Raw genomic sequence first — 12,384 nt, forward strand, 5'->3', positions numbered from 1 at the left:
TCATAGTTTTTCAAAGGAAAGTTCAGGCAAAATAATTTTAAACTCTTGTTCTGCTTCCTCTTTTAGCCAATAAACCATAAAGTTGACCTTAGCGCTTTTCAGTTTGTAATTTTTCTCTTTTAATAATTCCATTTGCAATAAAAATTGCTTTGAAAATTTTAAAACCGATTGCCCTTTTGAGTTTAGGCATTCATCACCATTTAATTGCAGAACGTCCCCGCTTTTAAGGTTAGAAACCAAAGACTGTCTGTGTATAAAATAGTCCAGCCAAATGTCTTTGTATGTCAGGTGTATTGCCATTTCACTTGGAGGCAAGTACACCTGGCTGTCTTCAACACGCTCTAAATTTTCTGCTGTGATAGTGTTGAGGTAGTTTCCGTTCAGGTGAATGGTCAGGTTTTGTTTTGCCCTGGTCATAGCTACATAAAGTCGTCGCTTTGCTTCATCTTTTGAAGGATTAAACTTATCAAGCATCAGGAATACATTGTCAAATTCTTTTCCTTTTGCTTTGTGAATGGTTGAAACAAAAATGGTTTCTCCCCTGTCAGTATAGAAATCTTCCAATCGGGATTCCCGAATGAAAACTTCCAAATCAGATTTGTATTTCCTTAGGGGGTTGGTCGCTTCAAATTCTTTGATGAGGTTGTTACAGACTTCCATCATCGTGCTTCCTCTATACTTGTTTTGCAACTCCCTTTTTGCATTGTCCCATTGCTCGTCATTAATGATAAAAACATCATCACCTAAATCCAACCGGTTTAAAAAGTATCTTATTTCTAAAAGATTATACAAACTAAAACCATCATTTGTTTGAATCAATTTCGCTTGCATCCCTTGTTTTAGGAGCAATCCTGTAATTTGTAAAGCTTCCTCATTTGTCTTAGTCAACACACAGGTAGTTCCGGTAAGCCCTGTTTTGAGAATGTCATTTACAAGAGGCGTGATTAGATTTCCTTCTTGATACCGAACCAATTTTATTTTTCCAATATCAGTTTGCCGGGCTATAATAGGAGAATCTTTTAAACGATGTCTAATACTCTTTACAAACTGATTTGTAAAATCGACAAGGTTGCTTTTGCTTCTAAAATTCTCAACCAACTCATGCTTTGTGGCTTTGTTGACCTGAATAAACTGTTCCAGGTATTTAGAACTAGCCCCTCTGAATTCATAAATGTTCTGATCATCATCTCCAACAGCAATTACTCTCATTTCCTCGTTCTGTTCCATCAAAACTTTAATCAGGTTGAACTCGTCCTCATCCATATCCTGTGCTTCGTCAATCACCAAAACTGTTTTGGTAATTCGGCTTATTTCAACTTCCTTATTTTTAATTTTCTCAACTGTTTTTTTCAAGATGAGCTCAGATTTCTCCAAACTCCCCACCTTGCCCAACAAGTCAAAACAATAAGAGTGGAAGGTTTTTATCTCTGTGTATCCGGCGGCATTACCAATAAGTTTTAGCAAGCGCTTTTTGAATTCTGTTGCAGCAGCTCTTGAAAATGTGACCATGAGCAATTGTTCGTGCTTTACGTCTTCCATCAAGAGCAAGGAGGCAAGTTTATGCACCAAAACCCTGGTCTTGCCACTACCGGGGCCGGCTGCCACAGCAATGTATTTTGTTTCATTGTCTTTGATGATTTTTAATTGTGCCGGCGATAATTCGCCAAAAAGTTGTTTGAATTTCCCGGGGGTCATTTTAAGTCTTAGTTCATCAACCTTGCTTCCCGGAAAGTATTTTTTAAGAAATGAACTGTAGTTTAACTGAAAATAATCCTCAACAAATTGCAATGCTTCCTTGTAATCGCTTATCATTTTCTTTGCATATTCACCAACAATATGAATTTGCTGCACTTTGTTTTCGTAAAATTGATTCAGGCGTTGATAATCATCCTTGGTATATCTTTTATAATTGTCCTGTTCAACCCTTTCAATGGTCAGCCGGTTGTAAACAACCAGAAAGCCTCCTTCAATCTTGATGGCTTCTATTTTAGACAAATAAAACAAGGTATCTTCTACATCTTCAATTGAGATTTTCTTTCCAAAACTTGCAATTGAATTTTCAAAAGCATCTTTCAATTCATGAACTGAAAACTCAACCAATACCTCTTCTTTACCCGCATCATCAGCCGATATACTCAAATTAATTTTTTTGTACAGATACTCAATAAAAAACCTTGCCAACTCATGGCGGTTTTCTAATTTCCCTTTCAGAGTTTCAATAGGGTGAAGTGATAGCACCGCAACGTGATTTTTTGAATAAGCTAAGTTTTGTCGCTTAACCCAATTTTTAATTGCCCAAAAGTTAAAGACGGTTTTAATTTTGCCGGGCGTCACACCTTCACATCCATGCTCCTCAGCTTCCTCATTCAATTCTTTTATGTGAAAGGTTTTTTCCTGCTCTTCCATTAATGGGAGCAAGAAATTTTCAATCTTACAATAAATTTCAACAATATTTAGGGAGCGATTTATGCTTACCCCTTTATTGATAAAGGCTGTTAAATCTTTAGCATCAGCCAGAATTTTTTCTTCGCGAAGCAGATTTACAATATTTATGACTTCTTCTTTTACAATACCCAAATGGTCACTGATATAATCTATTCTTGATTCGGCTGGCTCTTCATTTGTTTGTTTTCTGCTTTTGCTTGAAAACAGTTTCTTTAAAATCCTGACTCCCTTTTCCTTTTGTTTTTCCTCAAATCTTTCAGATGCTTTAATTTTGTCAATGGCTTCCTGAGCAGTTTTTGAGAGGATGCTATTGGCAAAAACCCTTGGCATGTTTTGCCCGCGTTTCAAATAGCCTGCATCCTCCAAAGCAGCGATTGCAGTGGTTACCCTTGTTTCTATTTCAACTACATTGTCGTCCCATCCGGCTTTCCGTGCAATTTCCAAAGCCGAATTTGAAACAGATAAACGAAATCTGGTAATTTCTTTGATTGCCTTCCAAATCTGTTGAATCTCTTTAATGGAAAGTTTTGTTTGATTTAATAAAATAAAGTGCTTATTGAGATCATCTTCATTAAACAACACAAAACAATCTGCAGAAATAGCTGAATCCCGTCCTGCCCTACCTGCTTCCTGAATATAGTTTTCAAGTGAGTCTGAAATTTCAAAGTGAATCACCAGTCCTATATCTTTCTTATCCACACCCATACCAAAAGCAGATGTAGCAACCATAATGGGAACCTCACCGGAAATAAAATCATTTTGATTGGCCGTTTTTTCTTTCACATCCATCTTACCATGATAAGGTCTTGCATTAAAACCATCCTGAGTTAATCGCTCAGCAAGTAAATAAGCCTTTCGTGTCCTGGAAACATAAATGATTGTCGGGCAGTTTTTTTCTTCTATTAGGTCTCTTACTGCCTGATATTTTTCTTCTTCGTTTCCTTTTTCAAAAACCTTGTAATGAAGGTTTGTTCTGGATACTTTGGAAGTGAAAAGCTCAAGATCCAGTGATAGCTTTTCTTTGAAATATTCTCGAATATCTTCAATGACTTTTTGCTTTGCTGTTGCAGTAAAACAGGAAACCGGGATTCCATCTTCCAAATTTTTCTTTGCCTGAATGGACTTTATAAAATCACCTATGTATAAATAATCAACTCTAAAATCCTGCCCCCAGGATGAAAAACAGTGTGCCTCATCAATTACAAAACGAACTATTTTTCTTCCCAAAATCAAGCGCTCAATTGTTTTAGAACGCAATGATTCGGGTGAGATATAAAGAATTGATGCTGAGCCGTCTTCTACTCTTTCATATGATTTTGCCCTTTCAATGGGATCAAGTAGTCCATTGATTGTGACCGCTTCAGTGATTCCTGATTTTTCAAGGTTATCTACCTGGTCCTTCATCAGTGACTGCAATGGTGAAATTACCACTGTCAAACCCTTGGATGTTTCACCACTCATCAATGCAGGAACTTGAAAAGTAACTGACTTTCCTCCTCCGGTAGGAAAAACCGCAAGGAGAGATTTGTTGTCTATGGCTGCTTTTACAGCCTGCTCTTGAAGTGGTTCGTCTCCATAAGTCCTGAATGAATCAAATCCAAAAAAACGCTTCAGTCCTTTATGTGCGTCTAATGAGTTGTCGCAATACTCACATCCGGTAACACAAGGTTTATTTCGCAACAGGAACATGATTCGTTCCACTTCAGGATAGTTTTTCAATACCCAGGGCGGTGTAATTGAATTTATCTTTTTGTGTTTGATAGAAGAGTGTACGAGAGATAAAGCGTAAGCCAATTGGATTGGATGCTCTAAGATAATTTTATTTAAATCAGCGTTTTCACAAATTTCATGTTTAAAGCTTTGCCTTATCAGTTTTTCAGTATCGGTGATAGCACTTGAATATGCAATGAACTGAAAAAAAGAATGGAATTCCTTCTTATCATGCAACAACAAATAGAAAATTTGTTTTAGGGATTCGTCTGCTTGATTGAAAGCCGTAACTTCATCATAAAATAAATCCTTTGCTTTAATTGAGTCATTCAAAGGGTTGTTTACGTCTTCTGATTGTAATTTGTCATCTTTTAATAAACTATGATAGGGTTTAGTCGGGAAAAGAAGTGGTGAAAGGTATAAAGTGTCAATTATGTTTGTTGCGTTTACACTTGCTTCATTTAGTGCTTTTGCTATGTATTTAATGTCATGATTGAGAATATTATGTCCACAAATAAACTCTGTACCGTTTAAAAACTGAACAAATTCAGCAATTGAAGGTTTGTGAAAAGAACTTCCATCACCCTTGACACTTCCTATGTCAAGAATCTTTCTGCTCTTTGGCTCAATCTCGGTATCAACAAATGCAATTGAATTCATGTATCAGTAAACCAGGTTATTCATTTGTTTATCTTAATATAATCGCTGTATTCAATTGAAATTATAATGAGGTTCAATCGATTAAGCAATTTTTACAATTTCACTGATAAGAAAAATAGAAGGCTTTTGTAACTTGCATTATAGAAATTAAATTTTCATTCCAATAAATTTTTACATAACCTCTTGATTTCAAAGATAAAAAAACCTCTCATTTTTAACTTAATTATTTAATTTATATAAAATACAAGAGAAAAACGTTGGAATTGATTAAGCAGCAAAATGATTTTACCTTCCAACTCTTATCATAGCGGTATTATTCTTGTATAAATTCAGAAAACCTAAAATAAATGTATTATGAAAAATCCACGGTTCTTGGTCCCGCTGTTAATGGTGGTAATTGCTTTGCAAAGTATTCTTATTTTTAGCTCGTTTAGCGCGAAAGAAAAAGATGAAGACGTTTTACAATCCTATAAAATTGAGCGCAAGTATTATGACGGGAAGTATTTTTATGTGCTGCTGAGCGGTGGTGAGGCGAAAGGGTTTTTGAGGGAGTAACCTTCTCTTTCTTTTTTACTCAAGACCTTGTTATTGTTTTTCATAGGTTTTCGTGAATCTCCTTCGTCGATTTGCATCGCGCAACCCTTCGACAAGGGTGACGTAGAAACAAATCCCGCAACAAGTGCGGGACCTGGGCTGACGAAAGCGTTCCTAAAAATTTCGTTCGTTACGGCGTAAAAATAAAGGTTCTTCAATGAGTTAATAATTTGGAAACCCCATCACCTTAATATATTGAATTATTGATTTGGAATCTCAAGGATTTTTACTTCCTCCTCTTGCCCGCACGCCAGCTGGCCCCTTCGCTAAAAATGTCCTCAAGACATTTTTTTAACGCTTCGGAATGACAAAAAAGGGGGGGGGTTGTCACGCCAACTCCACTCCTTTGTCACACCGACAGAGCGAGGAACGAGCGACGAGGTGCCGCACAAGAGTATGCACACACTGCTGAGCTTTTAAATTTGGATATAATTTTATTTTTTGCAATTGAATTTCAAGATCCCCGCCCCATATCTTGGGTTAATATTACCTCTTTCAAATTTTCCTAATGTCTATTCTGACCGATTAATTTTAACATTATTATTTTAAGATTTTATTATTTTTTCTTAATTTAGTTTTTCTTAAATCATAAATTTCAAACCTTTCCCCAGTCTTCACAAAGCCTATTGCTGTTTTTATAGACTATATTAAATATTTTTTGGGGGGGCTAAATGAAGAAAAGGATCGGCTTGTTTTAGCGTTTTCATTAAAAAATATGCTCAACAGATGTTTTTAATATAAATTTTAACCTTGTAAATACTAACCCTTAAAATAAAACATTATGAAAACACCGAAACTATTTGCATTGATGCTATCTATGTTTGTTGCTGTTTTTACAGTCTATTCCCAGGAACATGGAGAAATGAAGGGAGAACACATTATGATCAATAACCACCAACTTGAATGGATGGAGGGCCCCTCTTCTTTGCCACCCGGAGCAAAATTTATTGTCATTGAAGGAGACCTTTCTAAAGCCGGTCCCTTTACCGCCCGCATTCAGATGCCAGCCAATTATGAGATACCTGCACATTGGCATCCGGCTGTTGAACATGTAACAGTTCTTGAAGGAAGCTTTTATATGGGAGCAGGGGATAAACTGGATAAAAACAAAGGCACCCGGCTGGAAGTAGGTGGATTTGCTGTGATGCCTATTGGTTTCAGACATTATGCTTATACCACAGAGCCTTCTGTAATACAACTGCACGGTATTGGACCCTGGGGCATAAATTATGTCAACAGTGCAGATGATCCTCGAAATAAAAAATGAGTAGAACCTATAATCTGAGGTTGTCTAAAAACATTAGGCAACCTTTTTTATTTTAAATGTATTCTTTTTTAGTATTATCCATTTGAATTAAAGGTTAAGTAAAATAACCTGTAAACTATTGTAGTATTAAGTACTAAGATTTTTTTACTGCTTCTTTGAGGTGCTTTGCGCCCCTGCCCGCCGGCAAGCAGGTTTGCGTGAAATGCGCATTGATGAGTTTCACGCAAAGTTCGCAAATATAAACCGCAAAGGGGGCGCAAAGAGCTTTATAAATGCTTATATCAATCCGTTACGGTAAAAGCCCTTTCAGCATACAGCTGCCAGCAATTAGCTTACAGCATACAGCTTCTTTTGCGAATCTGCGAAATGAAGACCCCACAAACATTGTAACAAATCAGGACTTGAATAGTCATATAGTATATTAGTGGTCCAAATACTTTTTCGGAAAACCCGGTCTGCATTTTTGTTATAAATTCTAAGTATCTATGAAAGCAGTTATTTGTACTAAATACGGCCCCCCTGAAGTCTTAAAAATCAGGGAAGTTCCCAAACCTGTTGCTAAAGACAATGAAATTCTGGTCAGAATAATGGCTACCACTGTAAATTCCGGTGATGCAAGGGTAAGGGGGCTTGTGGTTGGGGGATTATTCATGAAAATAGTGATGCGCCTGGTTTTAGGGTTTTCAAAACCCAGAAAACCCATTTTAGGTCTCGTGTATTCGGGCATTGTAGAAGATGTTGGTTCTAAAGTATCAAAATTTAAAAAAGGTGATAACGTATTTGGAATGACCGGTTTTAATTTTGGAACCTATGCAGAATACATTGCTGTTAAAGAAAAAAGCATCATGGCTCTGATGCCGAAAAACGCCTCTTTTGAAGAAGCAGCTTCATTGATTTTTGGCGGGCAATCTGCCATCTATTTTTTAGAGAAAGCCCATATAAAACGCAAGACAAACCCCAAAGTATTGATTATAGGCGCTACAGGCTCAGTCGGGACTGCGGCCATACAAATTGCGCAATACTACAATGGGGATATTACAGCCATTTGCAGTTCTGACGGTAAGCCATTGGTGGAAAGTTTGGGTGTCACCAAAATCATCCTTTATGACAAAGAAGACATAAGCAAACAATCCGAACCCTTTGATATTATCGTGGACGCCGTGGGTAAAACCACTAAAAAACAATTCAAAAGTCACTTGGCAGAAAAAGGCGTATATAAATCTGTTCTGGGATTAGAGATTGCTTCAGAATCTCAAGAACAGTTAGAATTTCTTAAAACCCTTTATGAAAGTGGCAAACTTAAAGCAGTCATTGACAAGACCTTTCCAATGGACCAAGTGGTAGAAGCACACCGTTATGTAGATACCGGAAGGAAAAAGGGGAACGTTGTTTTGAGGATGAAATAGTATTGAGTATTAAGTACGAAGTTAGAAGTACGAAGTTAGAAGTACGCACCCACTTTATTAAATTCGCTGGGAGTCATTCCTGTAGTTTTTTTTGAAAGAGGTGTTGATCAAACCATCTTTAAGACTGGGTAAAAACATACACCCATATTAATAAAAAAAGACCATTATATAAAGGCTCTTTATTATAAAAGGAGTTTATCCAAAATTTTGTGTTTTTGAAAAATAATTTCAAAATTCATATTGCTAAAATTTACAACTTCTGAAATAAAAAATCCAATTATGTTTACCGACTGAGTATGTAAGAAAATTATCTTACATTTAAAAAATCATAAGTTTAGAGGTTGTAAATTGTCCTTGGGCAATAATATTAGCCCGCTCAAGCAACCTGAAAATTTTACAAACCCAAATTATTCACACCCACTAATTAAACTAACATGAAAAAAATTACCTGCTTAACCCTGACTATTAGTGTACTTTTTATATTACTCTGTGGCACCGGTTTTGCCCAACCCGGTTCGTTGGACTTCAATTTTTACGTAGGTTCGGGTGCAAATGCTACGGTAACTACAAGCGCTGTTCAAAGCGATGGTAAAATTATAATTGGTGGCGGCTTCACTGCTTACAATGGAATAACCAGATTCAGAATAGCACGCCTGAATCAAAATGGCACTCTTGACACCTCTTTTAATTCGGGATTTGATATAAACGGAAGTGGTCTTCTATATAAATTAATTATTCTGGACGACGGCAAAATACTTGTCGCAGGCTTTTTTACATCATACAATGGAACACCCAGAAATAGTATTGCGCGATTAAATCCTGACGGTTCACTGGATACAACATTTGACCCCGGATCAGGAGCAAGTGGCCATGTTTATAGCATTGCTCTTCAAAGCGATGGAAAAATTATAATCGGAGGGTTCTTTACTGCTTATGATGGTACACCAAAAAATAATCTCGCCCGATTAAATCCTGACGGCTCTCTTGATCCCTCTTTCTTTGGAACAGGAGTAACGGGAAGTATTCTTGACCTCAAAATTCAAAACGATGATAAAATTTTAATTGGAGGTAATATTTCTTCTTATCATGGAATTGCAAGAAAAAGTATCGCACGCTTAAATCAAGACGGTTCACTGGATACTACATTTGACCCGGGATCAGGGGCAGATAATACTGTTTTAAATATTTTGGCACAGGACGATGGAAAAATCATTATTGGGGGTAGATTTATCAATTATGATGGAAATTCCAGAAATCATATCGCCCGATTAAATCCCGATGGTTCACTTGACGCCACTTTCGACTATACAACAGGCGCAAATAACGCCATTATAAAGATTGCGAAACAAAACGACGGAAAGATCATAATTGGTGGTGATTTTACCCTCTATAATGGTACAGCTATAAATCGTATTGCCCGTCTGAATCAAAATGGCACTTTGGATGCCTCTTTTAATGCCGGGTTAGGAGCAAATGGAAATATTGTCACCGCCACCATTCAAAACGATGGGAACATTATCATTGGTGGCAATTTCATAAATTATGACGGAACCCCCATAAATCGTATCGCGCGACTAAGTGGTGAAACTTTATCGAGTGTTGATTTTGGAAACAACATAAAAAACGTAACCATTTCTCCCAATCCTGCAAATGACCTTGTTACCATCAACAACATTCCTGATGGTTCAACAGTGACTGTTATTGATATGACGGGTAAATTGATTTCCACTTTTAAAAACACCAATAACAATTCATCAATAACCACTACAAACCTTGTGAGCGGCATCTACATTTTGAAAATAGAAAACAATGGAAGTGTAGCTCACAAAAAATTGATAGTGAAGAATTAATACACAATATTGAGTAAAAAGGGTATTTTATATTCCTATCTCAGTTGCTATTACAACTTCATTCTTGAATACGTTGTTTTTTTGTTTGTAAATGATTCCCGTCAGTTTACTTAAAGTTTTATTTTTTAACTTTATGCTTCGTCAAAATCATACCTATGCAACTGGAAAAATACATCCGCACCATCAACGACTTTCCCAAACCCGGGATTGTTTTTAAAGACATCACTCCCCTGCTCAACAGCCCCGAGGCAACTTCGGCCTGTTTGGATCAACTGTTGGAAATGCTGGGCGACCGAAAAATAGATAAGGTGGTTGGTATAGAATCCCGCGGTTTTTTCTTTGCAACGCTTATGGCTCAAAAGCTCAATGCCGGCTTTGTTCCGATAAGGAAACCTGGCAAATTGCCCCATAAAATCATCAGTCGCAGTTATGCCTTGGAATATGGTGATGACCATATTGAAATGCACGAAGACGCCATTGAGAAAGGCGATTTGGTTTTACTGCACGACGATGTGCTGGCAACGGGAGGAACTGCAAAAGCTGCCTGCGAACTCATAGAGCACCTGGGTGGCAAGATTGTACAGTGTAGTTTTTTAATGGAACTGGAATTCCTTAACGGAAGGCAAAAAATAGCCGGTTATGATGTGCAATCGGTTTTAAAATTTTAAAACCTTTTTATGCACGCTGCCAAATTCTCCTGAAAAAGTCACAAAAAGTGTCCCTTTCCAATCGGGGTTCAGGTTTAAGGTTATTTTTCCGTTTCCGGTTTCAAGGGTATTTTCAAAAAGCTTTTGACCCAACACATTGTGAATGGTGATGTTTATTTCGCCATGAATGTTGTTCAGGTTAAATGACACCTCGTTTGTCGCCGGGTTTGGATAAGGTCCAACAATATTGTTCTGAGCCCAGTCCACCACAGATAAATTGGTAATGTCAAACGTCCAGTAACCATCAGGTGCAACTATGGGTCGTGTCATTGTTTTTCCGGAATTGGCTTCAGCCCAAATGTAATACTCAATACTTGTGGCATTTGTTGGTACTGTTAATGACGATGTCCAATTGTCATCCACGTCAAAACTCATAGCGGTTTCTTCAAAGACTGTGTCACCCACCTCTCTCCAGAATACTTTCACTTGGTCAATTCCTGAATTGTGTTTAATCATAGCGTCAACAGAAATGTCTACAGTAGTATTTACTTCTTCCAGTGGTTGATGAACTATCCAAAGGGGGTCAGGCACACCAATGGCATGCGTAATACAGTGAATGGCTCCGCCTTGAGAAATAAGGTTTTGACCGGAATTGTCCACATCAATCCCAACTATGTTGTAGCCGGGGAGTAATTCCTGGTAGTAATCCAGTGCCGGTCCGTCAACATCTGGTCGGTAAGTGGGAACAATCATTGTTCCGTTAACGAAAACTGAATTTGTATAGGTTCGGTAATGGCCTCCGTTATCGGGATACAATCCTGATGCACTTGGTGGAGCATCAATCCAGGCAATTTTGTAATCGGTTCCAAAAGGGGTTTGATAATTTGAGGTGATATAGTTTATGTTGGCTTCAATTTGAGGGCCATCAGCCACTCCGGGTGGATATCTGCTCACTAAAATTGTTTGCTCATCAAGCAGTTTCATTTGCATATCAATATGATCGATGACGTCCCACGGAACTTGATCCAGTTTGATATAATTTGAAATTCCCATATAATTTAGCATAATGTCATCTATTTGAGCTTCGGTTTTTACAGAAACACCATAAGGATTTCCTGCCTGATTTTCCTGCAGAACAAGCTTTGAAGCAAAAGCGGTTCCCAAGCCGTCTGTCATAAAATTCCCTCCTGTATTGACCAAATCGTTTGTGCCGGAATTGGTTCTGTAAATAGGCACGTTCACATAATTTGCATGAGCAACGGGCATATCATTGTCCAGAGGCCTGGGCCTGTTATAAATCCAGTCTACTAGTGCCCTGTCCTCTACATCGTTGGTATAAACCGTGTTTCCGGCATAGTCGCGAATCCAAATCGTGTTACTGGGAGCATTTAAGAATTCCACTTTTGTCATATCAACTCCATTTGAACTCAAAAAACTTTGAACAGTGCTTTGGTTTTCAGTAGTGATCAAAACCTTGCACTCTTCAACCGCGGCCTGAACAACCTGAAGTAAAATGTCCTGAAATGTACTGGTCCAGCGAATGACGAGATATTCAATTTCCTCCCACTCTGCCGCAGTTCTTACAGGCAGGGTTGGTGGCGGGGAAATTTTATTGCTTTTAAATTGAAAATCGGCAACAATACTTTTTTCATGCTCAGTTAAGCCTTTGGGCAAAAAGTGTTCCTGCTGTGCATTCAATTGAATTGTAAAACAAAAAATAATTGAAAATAAAAAAACGGGTAGAAACTTTTTCATAGGATATTAAAATGGAATATTTTTAGTCAAGTGCATTTTTGGTCACATAG

7 protein-coding genes are annotated in these 12,384 nt (G+C 37.6%); 5 read left to right on the forward strand and 2 right to left on the reverse strand.

What is annotated here, in order from left to right:
* Nucleotides 1-4,815 carry a RecQ family ATP-dependent DNA helicase gene (locus AC6F75_RS04875; RefSeq protein WP_500713824.1) on the reverse strand — a complete coding sequence of 1,605 codons (4,815 nt, stop codon included), beginning with the start codon at nucleotides 4,813-4,815 and terminating at the stop codon, nucleotides 1-3.
* Between the two features lie 354 nt (nucleotides 4,816-5,169).
* On the opposite strand from AC6F75_RS04875, the gene AC6F75_RS04880 reads away from it, so the two are divergent.
* The 5 genes from AC6F75_RS04880 (at nucleotide 5,170) to AC6F75_RS04900 (ending at nucleotide 10,600) form a co-directional block, all read left to right on the forward strand.
* Entirely contained in the window at nucleotides 5,170-5,370 is a 201-nt protein-coding gene (locus AC6F75_RS04880) for a hypothetical protein (protein ID WP_500713825.1), read from the forward strand.
* Nucleotides 5,371-6,190: 820 nt separating this feature from the next.
* The gene (locus AC6F75_RS04885) at nucleotides 6,191-6,676 is read left to right on the forward strand and encodes a cupin domain-containing protein (RefSeq protein WP_500713826.1); all 486 of its coding nucleotides are present in this window, start codon (nucleotides 6,191-6,193) and stop codon (nucleotides 6,674-6,676) included.
* 485 nt (nucleotides 6,677-7,161) lie between these two features.
* Nucleotides 7,162-8,082, forward strand: coding sequence for a zinc-binding dehydrogenase (locus AC6F75_RS04890; RefSeq protein ID WP_500713827.1), 921 nt, complete (start codon nucleotides 7,162-7,164; stop codon nucleotides 8,080-8,082).
* Nucleotides 8,083-8,516: 434 nt separating this feature from the next.
* Nucleotides 8,517-9,932, forward strand: a complete 1,416-nt coding sequence (locus AC6F75_RS04895; RefSeq protein WP_500713828.1) for a T9SS type A sorting domain-containing protein — start codon at nucleotides 8,517-8,519, stop codon at nucleotides 9,930-9,932.
* Nucleotides 9,933-10,087: 155 nt separating this feature from the next.
* Nucleotides 10,088-10,600, forward strand: coding sequence for an adenine phosphoribosyltransferase (locus AC6F75_RS04900; RefSeq protein ID WP_500713829.1), 513 nt, complete (start codon nucleotides 10,088-10,090; stop codon nucleotides 10,598-10,600).
* Here the strand turns inward: AC6F75_RS04900 and AC6F75_RS04905 are convergent.
* Entirely contained in the window at nucleotides 10,589-12,334 is a 1,746-nt protein-coding gene (locus tag AC6F75_RS04905) for an agmatine deiminase family protein (protein WP_500713830.1), read from the reverse strand. The two genes, AC6F75_RS04900 and AC6F75_RS04905, sit on opposite strands and share 12 nt — an antisense overlap.
* Nucleotides 12,335-12,384: the final 50 nt, after the last annotated feature.

The organism is Planktosalinus sp. (assembly GCF_059864935.1).

Coding starts and splice junctions, on each gene's coding strand:
- AC6F75_RS04900 (WP_500713829.1), top strand. CDS start 10,088: ATGCAACTGGAAAAATACATCCGCACCATCAACGACTTTCCCAAACCC.
- AC6F75_RS04895 (WP_500713828.1), top strand. CDS start 8,517: ATGAAAAAAATTACCTGCTTAACCCTGACTATTAGTGTACTTTTTATA.
- AC6F75_RS04905 (WP_500713830.1), bottom strand. CDS start 12,334: ATGAAAAAGTTTCTACCCGTTTTTTTATTTTCAATTATTTTTTGTTTT.
- AC6F75_RS04880 (WP_500713825.1), top strand. CDS start 5,170: ATGAAAAATCCACGGTTCTTGGTCCCGCTGTTAATGGTGGTAATTGCT.
- AC6F75_RS04885 (WP_500713826.1), top strand. CDS start 6,191: ATGAAAACACCGAAACTATTTGCATTGATGCTATCTATGTTTGTTGCT.
- AC6F75_RS04875 (WP_500713824.1), bottom strand. CDS start 4,815: ATGAATTCAATTGCATTTGTTGATACCGAGATTGAGCCAAAGAGCAGA.
- AC6F75_RS04890 (WP_500713827.1), top strand. CDS start 7,162: ATGAAAGCAGTTATTTGTACTAAATACGGCCCCCCTGAAGTCTTAAAA.